Below are 21,937 nucleotides of genomic sequence, written 5' to 3' on the forward strand. Positions count from 1 at the left end.
CCGCCGAGTATGTAGCACCGGGCTAAACGCTGTCCGCGGGCCGCAGCGGGCCAAAAGATCGGGAGATGATCGGACGAGACTTCCGGCGGCTCCTGTGGGCGACCGGCATCGACAACCTCGGCACCGGCGCGTTCACCGCGGCGGTACCTCTGCTGACCGTCACGGTCACCCACGACCCGCGGCTCGTCTCGCTCGTGTCGGCCGCGGCGTACCTGCCGTGGCTGCTGCTTTCCCTGCCCGCGGGCGCGCTGGCCGACCGGCACGACCGGGCCGGCCTGATGTGGCGCGCGCAGGCGGTGCAGGCCGTGTTGGTCGCGGTGACGGCCGTCCTGGCCGCGTGTGACGCGATCGGCATCCCGGTCCTCGCCGCCATGGCGTTCGGGATCGGGGCGGGCGAGGTCGTGTTCGGCACCGCGGCCCAGGCGATCCTGCCGGACCTGGTCGCGAAGCCGTTGTTGCCCCGCGCCAACGGCCGCCAGCAGGCGATCACGACGGTCGCGGAGCAGTTCGCCGGCCCGCCCCTGGGCAGTCTGCTGTTCGGGGTCGCGGCGGCGCTCCCGTTCGGGCTCGACGCCGTTTCGTTCGCGGTGTCCGCCGTCCTGGTGAGGACGCTGCCCCGGCGGGCCCGCGGCGCCCGGACCCGCGGCGCCGTCCGGGACGGCCTGGCGTGGCTGCTGCGGCACCGGCTGCTGCGCACGCTCGCGATGCTGGTGGGCGTCAACACCTTCTGCGGTCAGCTGGCCGCCGCGACGCTCGTTCTGCTGGCCACGCAGGTCGTGCACCTCGACGCGCGCGGCTTCGGCCTGCTGCTCGCCGGGGCCGCGCTCGGGAGCGTGCTCGGCGGTTTGGTCAACGCGCGCGTCGTGGCCCGGATCGGCTCCCGGGCGGCGTTGCTGATGGCATTGGCGGCGAACGTCGCCGCCTTCGCCGGCGTAGGCCTGAGCCGCGACGCCGAGGTGCTCGGCGCGTTCCTCGCCGTCAACGGCTTCGTGACGACGTTGTGGAACATCGTCACCGTCGGCCTCCGGCAGGAGCTCGTCCCGCCCGCTCTCCTCGGCCGGGTCTCCAGCGCGTACCGGCTGCTCGGCTGGGGCCTGATCCCGGTCGGCAGCCTGGCCGGCGGGCTGGTGGCCCACGAGCTGGGGTTGCGGGCGCCGTACCTCGTCGCGGCCGTCGTGCGCGGGCTCGCCCTGGTGGCCGCGCTTCCCGTGCTACTAAGTCCTTTGTGGACCGAAACCGGTCAGCGCCGCGTGTAGATGAAGCCCAGCTGGTCCACCTCGTCGCCCGCGCGGCCCTGGAAGCCCGCGATCTGCCAGCCGTCCGGGGCGGTGGCCGTCGTGCAGTCCGACGTCTTCGTGCCGCCGGCGAGCGTGCCGCCGCGGTTGGTCGTGATGCTCGCGGAAAAGATCCGCGTGTGGCCGTGGTAGCTGCCGCGACACAGTTCGGCGGAGACCGCGTACTCGCCGTCGGCCGGCCGGTAGGTCCGCGGGGTGCCGCCGGTCCCGCCGTGGCCGAACGTCGTGCCGTCCGCCGACGTCAGGCCGATCCGGTCGAGGCGGGCGCCCGCGCTCAGGGTGAACGCCGAAGCCCGCGCGGCCGGCGACACCCCGTCCAGATCGGTGAACGGGGTGCCGTGCGGGCCGCCGAACCGGTCGCTGAGCCGGAATGCCGGGTCGGCCGTCCAGCCGAACCGCACGGTCACCGGATCGTGGTCCGACAGCATCGCCCCGGACGCGTCGAGGAACGCGTCGTGCTCGTTGTTGTAGTAAGTCGCATCGAGGGTGATCTGCTTGTTCCCGCGGTAGAGGACCTTGTCGACGATCTCGCACGCGTTGGTGACCGCGGTTTCGTCGCAGACCAGGGGATCGCTGCCCGCGGCGGGCGGGACGCCGCCGCGTTCGAGCCGGACCCACGCGTCGGTGAGCCCGTTGGCGGCGGCGAAGGCCCGGATCGTGTCGGCGGCGCGGGTGTAGCGCGTGTTGGTGTCGCCCATGACGACGACGGCGTTGCCCGCCGAGTGCGTGGCGATGTACGCCGTGAGCTGGCTGAGGTTCGCCGCCCGCGACGCCTGGTCGCCGTCGTTCGTACCCGCGTTCGTGTGGATGTTGTACGCGTCGACGTAGACGCCTTCGGCGAGCCGTAGCCGCGTGAAGGTGAAGCCCTTCGGCGTCAGGCAGTCGCCCGAGTCGAACTGGCACGAGTTCCAGCGGACGCGCTCCAGCTCGTCGACGGGCAGGGTGGACAGGCTGTTCAGGCCGCTCCCGATGCCGGCGCCACCGCTGGTCGGCGTCCGGTACGGGTGAGCGTCGGCCGCGTACAGGTTGGCGTGGTAGTTGAAGTCCTCCTGGACGTGCACCAGGTCGTACGGGCCGAGGCGCTGCCCGATCGCGGTCGTGCTCGGGGCGCGCGGGGTCGGAGCGCTGGAAATGCCCTCGGGCAGCCCGGCGACGTTGGAGGACAACACGCTGAAGGTGCCCTCGGCGGCCTGGGCGGCGGGAGCGGTGAGGCCGAGTGCGGAAGCGGCGAGAACGGCCGTCGTGAGGGCGGTGAACACGCTGCGCATGGCGGTGTTCCTTCCGGGGGCGGGGAGCGGGAACAGCCATCGTGAAGATTTCTCACGTTAGCCCGTTGTTCGCGCTCACACAACCGCTTAGCCGCCGGGGTGGCCGCAGGCGTAGATGTTCGCCGAGGCCAGCCGCACGCAGGCGGGGCAGCTGTTCACCGGCCGGTCGCGGCGGCCGTAGTACGGGTGCCGGGCGCCGCACAGCGCGATGAGCACTTCGCCCGGTTGCGGGTCCGGATTGCACCGGGGGCAGAAAGCGTGCGCGGCGCGTTCGACTTCGGTGCTCATGTCCGGCTGGGTACCCCCGGCTCGGGCGTGCCAACCCGCCGGAACCACGTGGTGACCGAGCGGCCGCCGGTGAAGCACCAGATCGCGATCACGGGGTCGCAGAACGCGCAGCCGAACGACGAGTCGTGCGCGAACGGCAGGATCGGCTGGCCCTTCAGGTGGTGGACGACGTCCCAGCCGGTGTGCAGGAGCCAGCCGATGCCGATGAACGTCCACGAGTCGAGCCCGCGGAACGCGACGTACGTCAGCACCGCGCAGAACACCAGCTCCCACGGCCCGAGCGCGCCACCGGAGAGGTAGGCCGCGCCGGCGCCGCCCACCACGACGGCGTTGAACTTCCGCCGGTGGGGCTCCCGGATCAGCGAGTTGAGCACGACGTAGAGGAGGCCGATCAGGATCGGCGCGAGCACTGCGATCATGATCGACCACGCTAGGAACGGCGGTCTCGGGAGGCCAGTGGCTGTTCTGCCACGGTCCGCCGATTTCTCGCCAGCGCGGCGGCTCCGTAAGCTGGGGGCCGGCGGATGATCAGGTGGTTTCGGAATGAACGTGAAGGCGGCCCGCGCGAGTGCGACGCGGGAGAGCATCCTCGTGACGGCGGAGCGGTTGTTCGCCGAGCACGGGGTGCAGGTGGTGTCCAACCGGCACATCAGCGAGGCCGCCGGGCAGGGCAACAACGCCGCCGTCAACTACCACTTCGGCACCAAGGTGGACCTGGTCCGCGCGATCGTCCGCAAGCACGCCGAGCCGATGGAGCGGCTGCGCGCGGAGCTCGTCGAGGGTGTCGGCGGGGACGCCGGCCTTCGCGAGTGGGTGGCGTGCCTGGTCCGCCCCAGCACCACGTACCTGCGGGACCTGGGCGCCCCGACGTGGTTCGGGCGCTTCAGCGCGCAGGTGATGACCGACCCGGCGCTGCGGGAGATCATCGCGCAGGAGTCGCTGACGTCCCCGGCGCTCGCCCGGGCGGTCGAGGGGCTGAACCGCTGCCTGGACGGCCTGCCGGCGGACGTCCGCGCGGAGCGCGGCGACATGGCGCGGCAGCTGATGATCCACATGACGGCGGAGCGCGAGCGGGCGTTGGCGGAGGGGACTCCGACGCCGCGGGCGACGTGGGATGACGCGGGGACGGGGCTGATCGACGCGATCACCGGCCTGCTCCTGGCCCCGGTCACGCCGGCCTGACCCTGGCTCGCGTTCGCCGCGCCGCTCGAGCGTCGCGAATGACTCATTCGCGGCGTCGGAGGTCCCGAATGAGTCATTCGCGACACCACCGGAAGTCGACCGGAGTTCGTCCGCGCGGATCAACCGCGCCGCTCCGATTCGTCGTTCCGGACGAACGGTCCCGCCCGAAATCCTCCTAACGTCGCCGGGAACGACGACGAGGAGGCGGACGGGTGCGCACACTCTTGCGAGGCGGCCGGGTCGTGGATCCCGGGAGCGGCTTCGACGGCATCGCCGACGTCCTCCTCGACGGCGACCGCATCGAAGCCGTCGGCCCGGACCTCGACGCTCCGGACGCCACGGAAGTCGATGTCCGCGACTCGGTGGTCGGGCCCGGGTTCGTCGATCTGCACAGCCACGTGCACTCCATCGCCGGGCAGCGGCTGCAGGCCATGGACGGCGTCACCACCGCCCTCGACCTCGAAGCCGGCCTCATGCCCGTCGACCGCGCCTACGCCGAGGCCGCGAAAGCCGGGCGGCCGCTGCACTACGGCTTCTCCGCCTCCTGGGGCGCCGCCCGGGCGCAGGTCCTGGCGGGCATCGCCCCCGACGCGAGCATCGACAGTGGACTCGCCGTGCTCGGAAACCCGCGGTGGCAACGCAGTTCCACGAAAACCGAACTCGCCGCCTGGCTTTCGCTGCTCGAAGCGGAACTCGCGAAGGGCGCCCTGGGCATCGGCGTCCTCATGGGCTACGCGCCCGCGACCGAGCCCGGCGAGTTCATGGCCGTCGCGCACCTCGCCGCGAAGGCCGGCGTGCCCACCTACACCCACGTCCGCGAGCTGGTCGAGGTCGACCCCGCCATCCCGGTCGACGGCTCCGTCGAGGTGGTCGCCGCCGCGGGCGAGACCGGCGCCGCGATGCACCACTGCCACGTCAACAGCACCTCCGGCCACCACATCGACCGCGTCCTCGCCACCCTCGAGACCGCCCGGAGCGAAGGCTCGCGCGTCACCGTCGAGGCCTACCCGTACGGCGCGGGCAGCACCGCCGTCGGCGCCGCCTTCATCGAGCCGGACCGCCTGCGCCTGAAGGGCTTGAAGCCGTCGAGTGTCGTCATCCTCGAAACGGGGGAGCGGGTCCGCGACGAAGCCCGCCTGCGCCACCTGCGGAAGCAGGACCCGGGCGCGCCCTGCCTCCTCGAGTTCCTCGACGAACAAGACCCCCGCGATCGCCGCCTGCTGCACCAGGCGCTCGCCTTCCCCGACGCGGTCGTCGCCAGCGACGCCATGCCCGTCTACTGGAAGGACGGCCGCACCGAGAGCACCGAGTGGCCGCTGCCCCCGGGCGGCACGACGCACCCGCGGACCGCCGGCACCTTCGCCAAGACCCTGCGCCTGATGGTCCGCGAAGCCGGTGAGTGGAGCTGGCTCGAAGCGTTCCGCCGCTGCTCTTACCTGCCTTCGCGGCTCCTCGACGGCGTCGCGCCGCAAGCCTGCCACAAGGGCCACCTGGGCGTCGGTGCCGACGCCGACCTCGTCGTCCTCGACCCGGACCGCGTCACCGACGCGGCCACCTACACCGACTCCACGCGCCCGTCCGTCGGCGTCCGGCACCTGTACGTCGCCGGAGTTTCCGTGGTCAGCGAAGGAAACCTGAACACCGGCGCGCTGCCGGGCCGGCCGCTGCGAGGTGAGCCGCGGTGATCGACGACATCGAGACGCTCGTCCGCTGCGAGTCGCCGTCGGAGGACCACGACGCCGTCGCCCGCAGCGCCGAAGCCGTCGCCGCGATCGGGCGCCGCCTGCTCGGCGCCGAGCCCGAACGCCTCGTCACCGACGGCTGCACCCACCTCCGCTGGCGCTTCGGCGAAGGCGGGCCCCGGGTGCTGCTGCTCGGCCACCACGACACCGTGTGGCCGCTGGGTTCCCTGCGCACGCACCCCTTCGAAGTCCGCGACGGAATCTTGCGCGGACCCGGCTGCTTCGACATGAAGGCGGGCGTGGTGATGGCCCTGCACGCCGCCGCGACGCTGTCCGACCGCGACGGTCTCTCGATCCTCATCACCGGCGACGAAGAGATCGGCTCGCCGCTTTCCCGCGCCCTGATCGAGGAAGAAGCCAAGACCTGTGACGCCGTCTTCGTGCTCGAAGCCTCGGCCGACGGCGGAGCGCTGAAGACGCGCCGCAAAGGGGTCTCTCGGTACTGGATCGAGGTCGAAGGCCGCGCCGCGCACGCCGGGCTCGAACCCGAAAAGGGCGTCAACGCGGGAATCGAGGTCGCCCACCAGATCCTCGCGGTGGCCGCGCTCGCCGACCCGGACCGGGAGACCACCGTCGTCCCGACCGCGCTGACGGCCGGGACGACGACCAACACCGTGCCCGCCAAAGCCAGTGTCGCGGTCGACGCCCGCGTGTGGGACACCGCCGAGCAGGACCGCGTCGACCAAGCCGTCCGAAGCCTGCGACCGAACCTGAGCGGCTCCAAGATCCGGATCGCCGGCGGCATCAATCGCCCACCGCTGGACGCGCCCGCCTCGGAGAAACTCTTCGCGCTGGCCCAGAAGCTCGCGGCGGGACCGCTCACCGAGGCGGCGGTCGGCGGCGCGTCCGACGGCAACTTCACCGCCGGGCTGGGCATTCCGACGCTCGACGGCCTCGGCGCGGTCGGCGGCGGTGCCCACGCCGACGACGAACACGTCGTCGTCGCCGAGCTGCCGCGACGCACCGCATTGCTCGCCGCTCTCACCGAAACCGTGCTCGCGCAACGAAGTTCGTCCGCCCCGACGAACGCGCGGGGCGAATCCGGTGCGGGACAACGGTGACCCGCCGCCGGTCTCCGGAGAGTATCGGAAGCGTGACAGAAGTCGTGACGAACACAGCCCCGCCGCTGCGGGACGAGGCGGCCGCCGCGGCGACCGCCGCCGCCACGGCCTCGGGGGTCCACGTCCGGACCCTGGCCGAGGTCTCCGACCTGACCGCCGTGACCCGGCTCTTCGAGTCGATCTGGCGCCCGGCTCCCGGCAACCAGCCCGTGACGTCCGAACTGCTGCGCGCCATGGTTTCGGCGGGCAACTACGTCGGGGGCGCGTTCGACGGGCCCGACCTCCTCGGCGCCTGCTTCGGGTTCTTCGGGGGGCCCGCGAAGGGGGGACTGCACAGCCACATCGCCGGGGTCGCCACCGCCGGGCACGGCCGCGGCATCGGCTTCGCGCTCAAGCTGCACCAGCGCGCGTGGGCCCTGCGCCAGGACGTCCCGGTGATCTCGTGGACGTTCGACCCGCTGGTGCGGCGCAACGCCCACTTCAACCTGACCAAGCTCGCCGCCCGGCCGGAGCAGTACCTGCCCGACTTCTACGGCCCGATGGAGGACGGCATCAACGGCGGGGGCGACACCGACCGGCTGATGGCCGTCTGGGACCTGGCGAGCCCGTCCGTGCGGGCGGCCGCCGAGGGCAGGCCGGCCCGGCTGGACGCGGCCGCGCTGCGGAACCGAGGTGCCGCGGTCGCGCTGGCGGCCGGCCCCGACGGTGGCCCGGTCGCCGGGTCCGCGGACGCGCAGACCGTGCTCGTCGCCGTGCCGCCGGACATCGAGGCGCTCCGGCGCGCCGACCCCGGCCGGGGCCGGGCGTGGCGGGTCGCGCTGCGGGAGGTGCTCGGCGGCCTGCTGACCGGGGGCGCCTCGGTCGTCGGATTCGATCGTGCCGGCTGGTACGTGGTCGCGAAGGAGCAGTCGTCGTGAAACTCACCGGGGTGGAACTCCTGCGCGTCCGGATGCCGCTGGTCGCGCCCTTCCGGACGTCGTTCGGCACGCAGAACGAACGCGAACTGCTGCTCCTGCGCGCGGTGACGTCCGAGGGCGAGGGCTGGGGCGAGTGCGGCGCGATGGTCGACCCGCTCTACTCCTCGGAGTACGTCGACGGCGTCGAGCACGTGCTGCGGACGTTCCTCGTGCCCACGTTGCTCGCCGCCGAGGACCTCACCGCCAGCAAGGTCGCGCCGCTGCTGGCGAAGTTCAAGGGCCACCGGATGGCCAAGGGCGCGCTGGAGATGGCGGTGCTCGACGCCGAACTCCGCGCCCACGGCGTGTCCTTCGGCACCGCGCTGGGATCCACCCGCGACTCGGTGCCGTGCGGGGTGTCGGTCGGCATCATGGACACCGTCCCGAAGCTCCTCGACGTCGTCGGCGGCTACCTCGACGCGGGCTACCTGCGGATCAAGCTGAAGATCGAGCCCGGTTGGGACGTCGAGCCGGTGCGCGCGGTCCGCGAGCGCTTCGGTGACGACATCCTGCTGCAGGTCGACGCGAACACGGCGTACACGCTCTCGGACGTCCCGCAGCTGCAGCGGCTCGACCCCTTCGAGCTGCTGCTGATCGAGCAGCCCCTCGAAGAGGAGGACGTCCTCGGCCACGCCGAATTGGCGAAGCACATCCGGACGCCGATCTGCCTGGACGAGTCCGTCGTCTCGGCCCGTTCGGCCGCCGACGCGATCAAGCTCGGCGCGTGCCGGATCGTCAACATCAAGCCGAGCCGCGTCGGCGGGTACCTGGAGGCGCGGCGGGTGCACGACGTCTGCGCCGCGCACGGCGTCCCGGTGTGGTGCGGCGGGATGATCGAGACCGGGCTGGGCCGGGCGGCCAACGTCGCCCTCGCGTCGCTGCCCGGCTTCACCCTGCCGGGCGACACCTCGGCGTCGGACCGGTTCTACACCCGGGACATCACCGAACCGTTCGTGCTCGAAGACGGCCGGCTGCCGGTGCCGTCGGGGCCCGGCCTCGGCGTCACCCCGATCCCGGAGCGGCTCGCCGAAGTGACCACCGCCAAGTCCTGGCTCGCGTCATGACCACAGTGGACACGGTGACCGCACGGGTCCGGCAGTACGCGCTCAGGGCGGCGGTGGCCGCGTCGAAGGTCAGGATCCGGCTCGCGGCCGGGGGTGCGGCGGTGCGCGCCGCGCCGTCCTTGCGGTTCCGGCCGCGCCGCCGGCGGTGATTCGTCCGCCGGGATGAAAGTTTCCCCGGCTCTCGTCGGTTTCGACGAACCGGCCGCCCCGGTCCCCGTCCTAGCATCCCCGCAACGCCGGTCCTCCACCGTCGGACGAGAGGCAACCATGTCGAAACTCACCGAACTCGCCGCCTGGCTCGAAACCCGGCTCCCCGAGCTGCTGGCCGAACACCAGGTGCCCGCCGCGTCCGTGGCCGTGTACGCCGGCGGCGAGATCATCGACCACGCGGCCGGCGTGCTCAACAAGGGCACCGGCGTCGAGGCGGACGCCGACTCGCTGTTCCAGATCGGGTCCATCACCAAGATCTGGACGACCACCCTCGCGCTGCAGCTCGTCGACGAAGGCACGCTCGACCTGGACGAGACCGTGCGGAAGTACCTTCCCGAGTTCACGATCGCCGACGAGGAAGCCGCCGCGCGGATCACCGTCCGGCAGCTGCTGTCGCACACCGCCGGCTTCGAGGGCGACATCTTCACCGACACCGGCCGCGGCGCCGACTGCGTCGAGAAGTACGTCGCCACCCTCGGTGACGTGCCCCAGCTGTTCGCGCCGGGGGAGATGTTCTCCTACAACAACGCCGGGTTCTGCGTGCTCGGCCGGGTCGTGGAAGTGCTGCGCGGCAAGTCCTACAACGACTGCCTGGCCGAGCACCTGTTCGTCCCCTTGGGACTGACGCACGCCGCGGCGAGCCCGTACGAGGCGATCCGCTTCCGGGCCGCGCTGGGCCACGTCACGCCGGAGCCCGGAGCCGACCCGGAACCCGCCGGGATCTGGGCGCTGGCGCCGTCCAACGCCCCGGCCGGCTCGATGCTCGCGATGCGGGCGCGCGACCTCGTGACGTTCGCCGGGATGCACCTGCGCGACGGGGAAGGCCCGGACGGCACGCGCGTGCTGAGCGCGGACAGCGCCCGCGCCATGCGGGAGCGCCAGGTGGAGCTGCCCGACCTCGGCCTGATGGGCCGCGCGTGGGGCCTCGGCTGGTCGCTCTTCGACGTCGACGGCGGCGGGGTCGTCGGCCACGACGGCGGCACGATCGGCCAGGCGTCGTTCCTGCGCCTCGCGCCGGGGCACGACGTCGCCGTCGCGCTGCTGACCAACGGCGGCGACCCGATCCCCCTCTACGCCGAGGTCGTCGGCCATCTCCTGAAGGAGCTGACCGGCATCGAGCTGGCCGTGCCGCCGGTGCCGGCGAAGGACGCGCCGCGCATCGACGCCACGCGGTACGTCGGCGAGTACTCCTCGTCGGTCGCGGACATCACGGTCAGCCAGGACGACGACGGCCGCGTCTGGGTCGAGCGGGTCCCGAAGGGGATCTTTGCCGAGCTGGCCAAGCCCGAGAAGACCGAGCTGGTCGCGATGAACGGCGACACGCTGATCCTGGCCGAGCCGATGCAGGGCATGTACCTGCCGCACGCCTTCGTCGGCGACGACGGCACCGGCCGCGCGCTGTACCTGCACACCGGCCGGGCCGATCGGCGGGTGAGCGTGTGAGCCCGGTCGAAACGGGGATCGCCGACGTCTTCGCCGCCGCCGGCGCGCGGGGATTCGTGCACGCGCGGGAGATCGGCGGCGGGCCGGAGGTCGCCGTCGGCGCGGACGACCCGGTGGTGCTCGCGTCGGTGTTCAAGATCCCGGTCGCCGTCGCCTACGCCCGCGAAGTCGTCGCGGGCCGGCTCGACGAGACCGCGCGGACTCGCGTCGGGCAGCGTTACCGCATCGGCGGGATCGGCACGGCGGGGTGCGCCGACGACGTGGAGATGAGCTGGCGCGACCTGGCGCTGGTCATGCTGACCATGAGCGACAACGCGGCGACCGACGTCGTCTTCCACCGCGTCGGCCAGGACGCCGTCGACCGGGTGCTCGCGGACCTGGGCCTGCACGGCACGCGGCTGATCGGCTGCTGCGAGGACCTCTTCGCCTCCGTGCTGGCGGACCTGGGCGCGGAGGAAGGCGCCGACCTCGACGCCGTGTTCGCCGGCGCCACTCCCGAACAAATCCGGAAGCTGGCGGCCCTCGACCCCGAGCGCACGTCGGCGTCCACGCCCCGCGAGATCACCACGCTGCTCGACGCGATCTGGACCGACCGCGCCGCGGACCCCGCGGCGTGCGAACGGGTGCGGGCGATGATGGCGCGCCAGATCTGGCCGCACCGGATCTCCGCCGGCTTCCCCTCCGACGTCGCCGTCGCGGCCAAGACCGGCACCCTGCCCGCGGTGCGCAACGAAGCGGGCGTCGTGTCCTATCCGGACGGTCGCCGGTTCGCCGTCGCCGTCTTCACCCGCGCGGACTCCCTCGCCGAGCGGCAACCCGCCGTCGACGCCGCGATCGGCGAGGCCGCCCGCCTCGCCGTGGACCACCTGCGGAAGGAAACCCCATGACCAAGACACGGACCGCGGCGGTCCTGCTCGGGGTGCTCGCCCTCACGGCGACCGCCTGCGGGGGACCGGGCGGCAGCGCCGGCTCCGGCGACGGCACCCCGGTGGACGGCAAGACGTTCAGCCTCGGCGCCGGCTCCGACCCCGGCAGCCTCGACCCGCACATGACCGTGCTGGCGGTGGCCATCCAGGTCGACCGGTTCCTCTACGACACGCTGCTGAACCTCGACGGCGACGGCAAGACGGTCGCCGGGCTGGCCGCGAAGTGGGAGGCGTCGACGACGACCGCGTCGTTCACCCTCCGCCCGGGCGTCACCTGCGCCGACGGCAGCCCGCTGACCGCGGCCGACGTCGCGGCCAACCTGAACTTCATCGGCGACCCGGCGAACAAGTCGCCCATCGCCGGCCTCTACGTCGCCCTGGGCACCAAGGCGACCGCGGACGCGGCGACCGGCACGATCTCCGTCACCAGCGGCAAGCCGGACGCGTTCCTGGCCCGCAACGTCGGCGGGGTGCCGATCGTCTGCGCCAAGGGACTCGCGGACCGCAAGCTGCTCGCCAAGGGCGAAGCCGGCACCGGGATGTTCACCGTCACCGAGGCCGTGCCCAACGACCACTACACGTTCACCCGCCGCAAGGACTACGCGTGGGGCCCCGGCGACTGGAAGGCGGAGCCGGGCCTGCCGGACAAGGTCGTCGTGCGGGTCATCCCCAACACCACGACCGCGACGAACCTCCTGCTGTCCGGCGAGCTCAGCGCGGCCCAGATCAACGGTCCGGACCGGCAGCGCCTGGATGCGCGCAAGCTCTTCCACGGCGACTTCACCGCCCCGATGGGCGAGGTGTTCTACAACCAGGCGCCCGGGCGGCCCGGGCAGGACGAGGCCGTCCGCAAGGCGCTCACCCAGGCGCTCGACCTGCCCCAGCTCGGCAAGGTGCTGACCAGCGGCGCCGGCAAGCCGTCGCAGGGCATGATCACGAACGAGCCGAAGGTGTGCCCCGGCAACACCGTCGAAGGCAACCTGCCGGCCCACGACCCCGCCGCGGCGGCGGCCGCCCTGGACGCGGCGGGCTGGAAGGCGGGCCCGGACGGGGCGCGCGCGAAGGACGGCAAGAAGCTCGCGCTCACGGTTCTCTACGGCACCCAGCTCGGCCCGACGATGGCGCCGGCCGCGGAGCTCGCGCAGCAGACGTGGAAGTCCCTCGGCGCCGACGTGACGCTCAAGGCCGTCGACAGCCCCGGCCTCAGCCAGGTCCTGTTCGGCACCGGCGAGTGGGACGTGTCCCTCGGCCCGGTCGGGTTCTCGCTGCCGAGCCAGCTGGTCCCGTTCGTCTCCGGGCCGGCCGCGCCCGACGGGACGAACTTCGCCCACATCAGCAACCCCGATTACGACCAGGCGGCGCAGCAGGCGGCTTCGAAGGCCGGCGACACCAGCTGCGCGGACTGGACCGCGGCGGAGACCGCGCTGGTCAAGCGGGTGGACGCGGTGCCCTACTTCGACTCCGTGGTGCCGACCTACGCCAGCGGCGCGAAGTTCGAGATCAGCCAGGGCAACGTCGAGCCGTCTTCGATCCGGATGTACGCGAAATGACGACCGCGGCGGCGCCCGCCGGCCTGCGGGGCAGCCCGTGGCCGGCGTTCGCCGCGCGGCGGCTGGGCCGGTTCGCCGTGTCGCTGTGGGCGCTGCTCACCGCGGCGTTCCTGATGATCCACCTGGTCCCCGGCGACCCGGTGCGGGCCTCGCTCGGCCTCACCGCGCCCGCCGCGCTGGTGGCGGCCAAGCGGGCCGAACTCGGCTTGGACGACCCGCTGTGGGTGCAGTACGGGCACTACGTGCGCAACCTGCTTTCCGGGGACTTCGGGACGTCGATGGCGAGCGGACAGCCGGTCGCGCAGGTGATCGGCGACCGGCTGCCCTCGACCCTGCAGCTGGCGGTGCTGGCCTTCGCGGTCGTGGTCGTCGTCGCGGTCCCGGTCGGCGTCTGCTTCGCGGTGCTGACGCGTGGCGGCCGCCGCCGGGGCGCGGAGCTGGGGTTCACGTCGGTGAGCGTGTTCCTCGCCGCCATCCCGGAGTTCCTGGTCGCGGTCGGGCTGGTGGCGCTGCTCGCCGTCGGCCTCGGCTGGTTCCCGGTGGCGGGCAGCGACGACGTGAGCGCGTACGTCCTGCCGGTGGCAGCCTTGGCGGTCGGGCCGGCGGCGGTGCTCGCCCGGATGGTGCGGGTGGAGCTGCTTTCGGTGCTGGGCGCCGACTTCGTCCGCACCGCGCGGGCGAAGCGGCTGCCCGCGCGGCTGGTGTACGTGCGGCACGCGCTGCCGAACGCGCTGACCGCGTCGCTCACCCTCGGCGGGCTGATGCTGACCGGGATGGTGGCGGGCACGGTGCTCGTGGAGAACGTGTTCGCCTGGCCCGGCCTCGGCTCGACGATCGTCGCTTCGATCCTGCAGAAGGACTACCCCCTGGTGCAGGGGATCGTGCTGGTCTACGGCGTCGGGGTGCTGCTGGTGAACCTGCTGGTCGACGTCGTGCTCGGGCTGCTCGACCCGCGCTCGGCCATTCGGGAGGCGTGAGATGGCGCGACGCGGTTCGGTCTGGGTGGCGGCGGTGCGCACGCCGGTGGGCGCGTGCTCGGCGGTCCTGCTGGCGGGGGTCGTGCTGCTGGCGGTGCTGGCCCCGCTGCTGTGGGGTGACGCCGCCGCCGCGATCGACACCGATGCGATCGGCCAGGGCCCGTCCGGGGCGCATTGGTTCGGCAGCGACTCCCTCGGTCGCGACCTCTTCTTCCGCACCCTGGTCGCGACCCGGCTCTCGGTCGGGCTCGCGGTGCTGGCCACCGCGATCGGCGTCGGCGCCGGGGTCGTCCTCGGGACGCTGCCGTCGGTGCTGCCGCGCTGGGCGGGCCGGCTGCTCACCGCGGCGGTCAACGTCGCGGTCGCGTTCCCGGGGCTGCTGCTGGCGCTGTTCCTCGCGGTGATCTTCGGCGTCGGCACGCACGGCGCGGTACTGGCGATCGCGTTCGCCGTGGCGCCGGCGTTCGCCCGGCTGGTGCAGACGCTGTCCGCGTCGGTGGCCGGGCGGGACTACATCGCCGCGGCCCGGGTTTCCGGCGTCGGCCGGATCCGGCTCTTGGTCCGGCACGTGCTGCCCAACATCGGCGAGCCTCTCGTCGTGAACGCGACCATCGGGGCCGGCTCGGCGCTGCTGGCCTTCGCCGGCCTGTCGTTCCTCGGGATCGGCGTGCAGGCACCGGACTACGACTGGGGCCGGCTGCTGCGCGAAGGACTGGACGGCATCTACGTCAACCCGGTGGCCGCGCTCGCGCCCTGCGCGGCGGTGGTCCTGGCCGGGCTGGCGTTCAACCTGGTCGGCGAGACCGTGGCCGGCGTGATCGGCGTCCGGACGCGCACGACGCGGCGTGCGGCGGGACCGCTGCCGTCCCCGCGGCCCGCGGTGGCCGCCGAGGCTTCCGGCGACGCCGTGCTCGTCGTCGAGAACCTCCAGGTGGCGTTCCCGGTTCCGGGCGGCTGGACCGTGCCGGTGCGCGGGGTCAGCTTCAGCGTCCGCGCCGGCGAAGCGATCGGCGTCGTCGGCGAGTCCGGCTCCGGCAAGAGCCTGACCGCGCTGGCGGTGTCGCGCTTGATCGAAGCGCCCGGTGTCGTCACCGCGGACCGGCTGGAGTTCGACGGCAAGCCCGTCGACAAGGCGTCGGACCGCGAGCTCGGCACGTCGCTCGCCATGGTGTTCCAGGACCCGATGACGTCGTTCAACCCGGCCCGCCGGGTCGGCCGGCAGCTCGCCGAGGTGTCCGAACAGCACCACGGCCTGTCGCGGCGAGCGGCGTTCGCCCGCGCGGTCGACCGGCTGACCGCGGTGCGCGTCCCGGCCGCGGCCCGGCGGGCCCGGCAATACCCGCACGAGTTCTCCGGCGGCATGCGGCAACGCGCGATGATCGGCATGGGCCTGATGGGGCAGCCGAAGCTCGTCATCGCCGACGAGCCGACCACCGCGCTCGACGTCACCGTGCAGCGGCAGGTCCTGCGGCTGCTCGCCCGCACGCGCGAAGCGGAAGGTGCCGCGATCCTGCTGATCAGCCACGACATCGCCGTCGTTTCCCAGACGTGCGAACGGATGCTGGTGATGTACGCCGGCCGGGTCGTCGAGGACCTGCCGACCGGGAGCCCGGCCCAGCACCCGTACACGCGGGCGCTGCTGGCCACGACGGTGGACCTCGGCACCGATCGCGACGAGCCACTGGCCGTCATCCCCGGCCGTCCGCCGGAGCCGGACCAGGTGCCCGACGGCTGCGCGTTCGCGGCCCGCTGCCCGCTGGCCACGGAGCGCTGCCGGACCGAAGACCCGGTGCTGGAACCGACCGCGGGCGGGCACCGGGTCGCGTGCTGGCACCCGCAGGTGAACGTCCTTTCCGGACAGTCGCGCGAGGAAGGGGCCGCATGAGTGCGTTGGAGTTCGACGGGGTGAGCGTCCGCTACGGCAAGCTGACCGCCGTCGACGGCGTCAGCTTGACCGTCCCTCCCGGACAGGTCGTCGGCCTGGTCGGCGAGTCCGGCTCGGGCAAGTCGACCCTCGCCCGGGCGGCCGTCGGGCTCGCCCCGGTCAGCGCGGGCCAGGTGCGCCTCGACGGCGTCGACGTCCGGCGGCTGCCCCGGCGCCGCCCGCTGCAGATGGTGTTCCAGGACCCGTACTCGTCGCTGGACCCGCGGATGGCGATCGGCGAGTCGATCACCGAGGCCATGCCGCCCGGCACGTCCCGCGGGGCCCGGCGCGCCGAGGTGGCCCGGCTGCTCGAGCTGGTCCACCTCGACCCGGAACGCGCCGCGACGCTGCCCGGGCAGCTTTCCGGCGGGCAACGCCAGCGCGTCGCGCTCGCCCGGGCACTGGCCGGGCAGCCGAAGGTGCTGATCGCCGACGAAATCACCTCGGCGCTCGACGTCTCGGTGCAGGGCGCGGTGCTCAACCTCGTCCGCGACGTGCAGCGGCGGCTGGCGCTGTCGATGCTGTTCATCTCGCACAACCTCGCCGTGGTGCGGTACGTCAGCGACGTCGTCGCCGTGATGTACCTCGGCCGGATCGTCGAAGCCGGGCCCGCCGAACAGGTGCTGACCGATCCGCAGCACCCCTACACGCGGGACCTCCTCTCCGCCGCGCCGTCGGCGCACCGGAACCTGCTCGCCGACACCGATGACGTCGCTGCCCCGCTCGCCGACACCGAACCCGCCGACCCGCACCACCCGCCGCCCGGGTGCCGCTACCACCCGCGGTGCCCGATCGGCCCGCTCGTGCACACCGACCGCACCCTCTGCGTCAGCGCCGACCCGGCCGAGGACGCCGCCCACCGGCCGCACCGCGCGGCCTGCCACTTCGCCGCGTGAGACCGTTATCCCCCAAGGAGATCCGCATGACCCGACGCCTCGGCATCGACGACCTGTACGGCTTGGAGCTCCCCGAGCAACCGGCGATCTCGCCCGACGGCGCCCGGATCGTCTACACGCTGCGCACCACCGACCGCGACCGGGACGAGGACACCCACACGCTCTGGGAGGTCGCCATGGCCACCCCCAGTGAGGCGCGCCGGCTGACCCACGGCCGCGCCGACGCGGCACCGGCGTGGTCGCCGGACGGGACGCGGATCGCGTTCCTGCGCGCCCAGGACGGCCCGCCGCAGCTGTGGCTGCTGCCCACCGGCGGCGGCGAGCCCGAGCGGGTCACCACGCTGCCGCTGGGCGCGGGCACGCCGGTGTGGCGCCCGGACGGCACCGAGATCGCCTTCAGCGCCCCGATCGACCTCGCCGCCGAGGAGGGCGAAGACGACGGCGCGCAAGGCCGCCGCGCGAGCGCCCCGGTGGTCGCCGACCGGCTGGACTTCAAGGCCGACGGCGCCGGGTTCCTGCGGACGCTGCGCAAGCACGTCCACGTCCTCGACGTCGCCACCGGCGAGGTCCGCCGGGTGACGTCGGGGGACTGGCACGCGGGCGACCCCGCCTGGGAGCCGGACGGTTCGCGGCTGGCCTTCCCCGCGGCACGCGACGCCGACGCCGACCTGACTTTCCGTTCGGGCACCTACGTCCTCGACACCGCCGACCGCACCGCGGAGCCTCGCCTGGCGGACTCGGGCGAAGGGATGAGCGGGACGGTCACGTGGACCGCGGACGGCGCGGCCCTGCTCGTCGTCGGCCGCCGGGACACCGCCACGGGCCACACCGGACTGCTGCGCGTGCCGCTGGACGGCGGCGAGACCGTGGACCTCGCCGCGCCGCTCGACCGCACCGTGATGCCGGGCGGCCCGGGGTACCCGGGCGCGCTCCCGCAGCTCTCCGGCGACGGCGCCACGGTCCTGTTCTGCGTCCGGGACCGCGGGTACACCCACCTCTACGCCGTCGACGTCGCCGGTGGCGAGCCGCGGCGCGTCTTCGGCGAAACCGGGACCGCCGTGGCGGGGCTGAGCGTCGCCGGGAACACCGCGGCGGTCGTGCTGACCACGCCGACGTCCTACGGCGAGGTCGCGACGGTCGACCTCACCGGGGGAGCGGCGCGGGTGCGCACCGCGCACGGTCCCGCCGACGTCGACCTGTTCACCCACGAGGAGCGGGAGTTCACCGTCTCCGACGGCACGGTCGTGCACGGCTGGCTGCTGCGCGACCCCGCCCGCACCGGCCCACGGCCGCTGCTGCTGGACATCCACGGCGGCCCGCACAACGCGTGGAACGGCGCCGCCGACCCCGTGCACCTCTACCACCAGCAGCTCGCCGCCCGCGGCTGGGCGGTGCTGCTGCTCAACCCGCGCGGCAGCGACGGCTACGGCGAAGCGTTCTACACCGCCGCGATCGGCGCCTGGGGCCTGGCCGACGCCAAGGACTTCCTCGAGCCGCTGGACCAGCTCGTGGCCGAAGGGGTGGCCGACGCGGCGCGGCTCGCGGTGTCCGGGTACAGCTACGGCGGCTTCATGACCTGCTACCTGACCAGCCGCGACGACCGGTTCGCGGCCGCGGTCGCGGGCGGGGTCGTCAGCGACGCGGTCAGCATGGCCGGCACGTCGGACGGCGGCCACTACCTGGGCGTCACCGAGTTCGGGGCCGTCCCGGCGGAGAACCGCACGCACTACGAGGCACTTTCCCCGCTGGCCCAGGTGGAAAAGGTGCGCACGCCGACCCTGGTCCTGCACGGCGCCGCCGACGACCGGTGCCCGGCGGGACAGGCCGAACAGTGGTTCACGGCCCTGCGCGAGCAGGGCGTGCCCACCCGGATGGTGCTCTACCCGGACGCGTCGCACCTGTTCATCCTCGAAGGCCGCCCGTCGCACCGCGCCGACTTCAACCGCCGCATCGTGGACTGGGTCGAGCAGCACGCCGGCGAGCCGGGCAAACCGGCGCGGGTGCCGGTCGACGCCGCGCACTGGCGCCGCCGGCTCGCCGAGCTCGCGCGCAAGCACCGCGTCCCCGGCGCGGTGCTGGGCATCCTGCGGCTCGACGACGACGAAGTCGTCCAGACGAGCTACGGCGTGCTGAACAAGGCGACCGGCGTCGAGACCACGGACGATTCGGTGTTCCAGATCGGCTCGATCACCAAGGTGTGGACGGCCACCGTCGCGATGCAGCTCGTCGACGAAGGGCTGCTGAAGCTGGACGCGCCGATCGCCGACGTCCTGCCCGAGCTGCGGCTGGCCGATCCCGACGTCACGAAGCAGGTGACGCTGCGGCACCTGCTGACCCACACCAGCGGCATCGACGGCGACGTCTTCACCGACACCGGCCGCGGCGACGACTGCCTCGAGAAGTACGTGGCGGGGCTCGACCAGGCCGCGCAGAGCCATCCCCTCGGTGCCACCCTCTCCTACTGCAACTCGGGGTTCGTCCTCGTCGGCCGGGTGATCGAGAAGCTGACCGGCAAGACCTGGGACGCGGCCCTGCGCGAGCGGTTGTTCACGCCGCTGGGCCTGAAGCGCACGAGCACCCTGCCGGAGGAAGCGCTCCTGCAGCGCGCCGCGGTGGGCCACGTCGCGGCGGGCGACGCCGAGCCGCAGCCGGCGCCGGTGTGGGGGCTGCCGCGCTCGGTGGGCCCGGCCGGGCTCATCTCGGCCTCGACCGACGACGTCCTGGCGTTCGCCCGCCTGCACCTGACCGGCGGCCTCGGCCCGGATGGCGCGCGGCTGCTCTCCGCGGAGTCCGCGCAGGCGATGACCGAAGAGCAGTTCGAGATGCCGGACAAGGACACGCTCGGCGACTCCTGGGGGCTCGGCTGGATCCGCTTCGGCTGGGACGGCCGGCGCGTGTACGGCCACGACGGCAACACGATCGGGCAGTCGGCGTTCCTGCGGGTCCTGCCGGAACACGGGCTGGCGGTCACGTTGCTCGCCAACGGCGGCAGCACCCACGACCTCTACGAAGAGCTCTATCGCGAGATCTTCGCCGAGCTGGCGGCCGTGGCCATGCCGCGTCCGCTCGAGCCGGCCGCGGCGCCGCCCGCGGTCGACGCCTCGGAGTTCCTCGGCGTCTACGAGCGGGAGTCGGTCCGGATCGATGTCCTCACCCGCGACGAGAAGCTGTGGATGCGCCAGACCGTCACCGGCCCGCTCGCCGAGCTGGTGCCGGAGACGACGACCGAGGACGAGCTGGTGCCGATCGGCCCGGGCCAGTTCGCTTACAGTCCCGCGGGCATGCGGGGCTGGGTTTCGGCGACGTTCTACACGCTGCCGACGGGGGAGCGGTACCTGCACTCGGGCGTGCGGGCGACGCCGAAGGTCAAGGAGTGACGACGACGCGCTGAGTCCCGCCGGTGTTCCTCCAGGCGGCTTCGACGTCCTGGAGGGGCACCGTGCGCGCGTCGATCCGGAAGGTGCCGATCTCCTTCACCAGAGCGTTCAGCTCCGTGACGATGTCTTCGGTCGGCACCGAGCCCTGCCCGCTGCCGACGAGCTGCAGGCGCGCCGCCCGCAGCGCGGCCGACGGGAGCTCGATCGTCGGTCCCGCCACCGAGCCGATCTCGACCCAGGTCAGCGGGCGGCCGCGGTCGGCGCGCTCGGTGACGATCGTGCGCAGGGCGGCGGTGGTCGGCGGGCCCCAGACGTAGTCGAGGACGACGTCGACGTCGGCGGCCTTGCCGAGCTCGTCGAAGGTGAGGGCTTCGTCGGCCGGTACCTCGGCGAGGCGCCCGGCGTCGCGGCCGGCGGCGATCACCCGGCCCGCGCCGAGGTGCTTCGCGACCTGGATGGCGAGCCGGCCGGCGTTCCCGGTGGCGCCCAGGACGAGGACGTCCTGCCCGGCGGCGAACTCGATCCGCCGGCGCAAGGCGATCCAGGCCGACATCGCGGGGTTCACGCCGGCGGCGACGAGCACCGGGTCGGCGTCTTCGGGCAGGACGACGCTGCGTCTTGTGTCCACGACCGTGCGGTCGGCCATGGCGCCCATCGAGGTGTCGGGCAGCACGAAGTACCGCAGCGTGCCGTCGGGGCACCGGCCGACGCCGTCGATGCCGGGGACGAGCGGAAGTTCACCCTTTTCGGTGTAGTGCGAACCGTCCGCCTGGGAGCGGACGCGCGGGTGCAGGCCCGCTGCGACGACGTCGACGAGGACCTCGTCCGTGCTCGTGGGCTGGGGTTCGGCGAACTCCCGGCAGGTGGGCGGGGTACCGAACTCGGTGACGACGGCGGCGCGCATGCGGGCTCCTTTAGTTGGTAATGCCCACTACTTTAGATGGCATTCCCAACTAGTTCAAGGTAGTCTCGGCAGCATGACCGAACCCGACGAGGTGCTGGACAACCTGGCCCAGGTGTCCTTCGCCGTGATGGCGCACCTGAGCCAGGTGGCGGCGGCGCACGAGCTTTCCCTGACACAGCTGCGGGTACTGGGGATCCTGCGCGACCGCACGCCGAAGATGGCCGAGCTCGCCACGCACCTGGGACTGGACCGGTCGTCGGTGAGCGGCCTGGTGGACCGGGCGGCCCGCCGTGGACTGGTGTCCCGCGAGGCGAGCCGCGACGACGGGCGTTCGGTCCGCGTCAGCCTGACACCGGCGGGCGCCGACCTGGCTCGTGAACTGACGGCGGAGGTGTCCCGGGTGATGGCGCCGATGACGGCGGGTCTGGGCACCGCGGACCGCACTCGGCTGGGTGTCCTGCTGGGCCGCATGCTGGCATGAGCCCGGTCACGTCGGGGAACACCGGCAGGCGCGGGACGTTGTAACGGGTGTCGGTACGGCGGAGTCCCCGGGCCTCACCCAATGCCTTCACAGAAGACCGGTTCGCCCGGAGCTGTGTAGCGCCCCTCGCCGCGAGGCGACCCCCGTACCGGCCTCGAACTCCCGCTTTCGCTCGCAGGTCTCCCCCCGGCCTTCGCTGAGCGGAAGCGGGACTTTTTTCGTCCGAAGTGGACACGGCGGGGATGCGGTCTGCCGTGGTTGGTCGTGAGTGAGAAACAGTGTTCCAACACCGTTTAGGACCCACGCCCGGCAGTGCGGGGGGGCCCCCCAGGGGGCGCCCCTCCCACGGGTGGGCCCCCTCCCCGCCCCCGCCCGCCGCGCCCGCCACCCCGC

At 73.1% G+C, this 21,937-nt stretch carries 19 protein-coding genes; 15 read left to right on the forward strand and 4 right to left on the reverse strand.

Features of this window, described 5'->3' with window-relative positions:
* Nucleotides 1-65: 65 nt before the first annotated feature.
* A complete protein-coding gene (locus tag AB0N03_RS47685) occupies nt 66-1,256 on the forward strand; it encodes an MFS transporter (protein ID WP_364387339.1) in 1,191 nt (396 codons plus the stop codon).
* Here the strand turns inward: AB0N03_RS47685 and AB0N03_RS47690 are convergent.
* The 3 genes from AB0N03_RS47690 to AB0N03_RS47700 all read right to left on the reverse strand — a co-directional run bounded on the left by AB0N03_RS47690 (nt 1,241) and on the right by AB0N03_RS47700 (nt 3,270).
* Nucleotides 1,241-2,563 (reverse strand): endonuclease, encoded by a 1,323-nt coding sequence (locus AB0N03_RS47690; RefSeq protein ID WP_364387341.1) that lies wholly within the window; start codon nt 2,561-2,563, stop codon nt 1,241-1,243. The genes AB0N03_RS47685 and AB0N03_RS47690 overlap by 16 nt on opposite strands.
* Before the next feature lie 87 nt (nt 2,564-2,650).
* On the reverse strand, nt 2,651-2,851 hold the full coding sequence (locus AB0N03_RS47695; RefSeq protein ID WP_364387343.1) for a hypothetical protein: 201 nt from the start codon (nt 2,849-2,851) through the stop codon (nt 2,651-2,653).
* Nucleotides 2,848-3,270 carry a DUF6010 family protein gene (locus AB0N03_RS47700; protein ID WP_364387345.1) on the reverse strand — a complete coding sequence of 141 codons (423 nt, stop codon included), beginning with the start codon at nt 3,268-3,270 and terminating at the stop codon, nt 2,848-2,850. The genes AB0N03_RS47695 and AB0N03_RS47700 overlap by 4 nt, the downstream gene beginning before the upstream one ends.
* Nucleotides 3,271-3,394: 124 nt before the next feature.
* Between AB0N03_RS47700 and AB0N03_RS47705 the strand changes: the two genes are divergently transcribed.
* The 13 genes from AB0N03_RS47705 to AB0N03_RS47765 all read left to right on the forward strand — a co-directional run bounded on the left by AB0N03_RS47705 (nt 3,395) and on the right by AB0N03_RS47765 (nt 20,159).
* On the forward strand, nt 3,395-4,033 hold the full coding sequence (locus AB0N03_RS47705; RefSeq protein ID WP_364387347.1) for a TetR/AcrR family transcriptional regulator: 639 nt from the start codon (nt 3,395-3,397) through the stop codon (nt 4,031-4,033).
* Between the two features lie 212 nt (nt 4,034-4,245).
* Nucleotides 4,246-5,718, forward strand: coding sequence for an amidohydrolase family protein (locus tag AB0N03_RS47710; protein ID WP_364387349.1), 1,473 nt, complete (start codon nt 4,246-4,248; stop codon nt 5,716-5,718).
* Nucleotides 5,715-6,836, forward strand: a complete 1,122-nt coding sequence (locus tag AB0N03_RS47715) for a M20 family metallopeptidase (protein ID WP_364387351.1) — start codon at nt 5,715-5,717, stop codon at nt 6,834-6,836. The genes AB0N03_RS47710 and AB0N03_RS47715 overlap by 4 nt, the downstream gene beginning before the upstream one ends.
* A 32-nt stretch (nt 6,837-6,868) precedes the next feature.
* Complete coding sequence (locus AB0N03_RS47720; RefSeq protein WP_364387353.1) at nt 6,869-7,753, forward strand: GNAT family N-acetyltransferase; 885 nt, start codon at nt 6,869-6,871, stop codon at nt 7,751-7,753.
* Entirely contained in the window at nt 7,750-8,856 is a 1,107-nt protein-coding gene (gene menC, locus AB0N03_RS47725; protein ID WP_364387355.1) for an o-succinylbenzoate synthase, read from the forward strand. The genes AB0N03_RS47720 and menC overlap by 4 nt, the downstream gene beginning before the upstream one ends.
* A complete protein-coding gene (locus AB0N03_RS47730; RefSeq protein ID WP_364387357.1) occupies nt 8,853-9,005 on the forward strand; it encodes a hypothetical protein in 153 nt (50 codons plus the stop codon). Before menC ends, AB0N03_RS47730 begins: the two co-directional genes overlap by 4 nt.
* A gap of 118 nt (nt 9,006-9,123) precedes the next feature.
* On the forward strand, nt 9,124-10,509 hold the full coding sequence (locus AB0N03_RS47735) for a serine hydrolase domain-containing protein (RefSeq protein WP_364387359.1): 1,386 nt from the start codon (nt 9,124-9,126) through the stop codon (nt 10,507-10,509).
* Nucleotides 10,506-11,396, forward strand: coding sequence for a serine hydrolase (locus AB0N03_RS47740; protein ID WP_364387361.1), 891 nt, complete (start codon nt 10,506-10,508; stop codon nt 11,394-11,396). Before AB0N03_RS47735 ends, AB0N03_RS47740 begins: the two co-directional genes overlap by 4 nt.
* Nucleotides 11,393-12,985, forward strand: coding sequence for an ABC transporter substrate-binding protein (locus tag AB0N03_RS47745; protein WP_364387363.1), 1,593 nt, complete (start codon nt 11,393-11,395; stop codon nt 12,983-12,985). The genes AB0N03_RS47740 and AB0N03_RS47745 overlap by 4 nt, the downstream gene beginning before the upstream one ends.
* Nucleotides 12,982-13,962, forward strand: coding sequence for an ABC transporter permease (locus AB0N03_RS47750; RefSeq protein WP_364387365.1), 981 nt, complete (start codon nt 12,982-12,984; stop codon nt 13,960-13,962). The genes AB0N03_RS47745 and AB0N03_RS47750 overlap by 4 nt, the downstream gene beginning before the upstream one ends.
* Before the next feature lies 1 nt (nt 13,963).
* Entirely contained in the window at nt 13,964-15,847 is a 1,884-nt protein-coding gene (locus AB0N03_RS47755) for a dipeptide/oligopeptide/nickel ABC transporter permease/ATP-binding protein (RefSeq protein WP_364387367.1), read from the forward strand.
* The gene (locus tag AB0N03_RS47760) at nt 15,844-16,782 is read left to right on the forward strand and encodes an ABC transporter ATP-binding protein (protein WP_364387369.1); all 939 of its coding nucleotides are present in this window, start codon (nt 15,844-15,846) and stop codon (nt 16,780-16,782) included. The genes AB0N03_RS47755 and AB0N03_RS47760 overlap by 4 nt, the downstream gene beginning before the upstream one ends.
* A 26-nt stretch (nt 16,783-16,808) precedes the next feature.
* Complete coding sequence (locus tag AB0N03_RS47765) at nt 16,809-20,159, forward strand: serine hydrolase (RefSeq protein ID WP_364387371.1); 3,351 nt, start codon at nt 16,809-16,811, stop codon at nt 20,157-20,159.
* Here the strand turns inward: AB0N03_RS47765 and AB0N03_RS47770 are convergent.
* Nucleotides 20,149-21,063, reverse strand: coding sequence for a zinc-binding alcohol dehydrogenase family protein (locus AB0N03_RS47770; protein WP_364387373.1), 915 nt, complete (start codon nt 21,061-21,063; stop codon nt 20,149-20,151). The two genes, AB0N03_RS47765 and AB0N03_RS47770, sit on opposite strands and share 11 nt — an antisense overlap.
* A gap of 73 nt (nt 21,064-21,136) precedes the next feature.
* Here AB0N03_RS47770 and AB0N03_RS47775 point away from each other — a divergent pair, with 73 nt between their 5' ends.
* Nucleotides 21,137-21,544 (forward strand): MarR family transcriptional regulator, encoded by a 408-nt coding sequence (locus tag AB0N03_RS47775; protein WP_364387375.1) that lies wholly within the window; start codon nt 21,137-21,139, stop codon nt 21,542-21,544.
* The last annotated feature ends 393 nt before the right edge of the window (nt 21,545-21,937 follow it).

The organism is Amycolatopsis sp. NPDC051061 (assembly GCF_040682935.1).
Lineage (GTDB): Bacteria > Actinomycetota > Actinomycetes > Mycobacteriales > Pseudonocardiaceae > Amycolatopsis.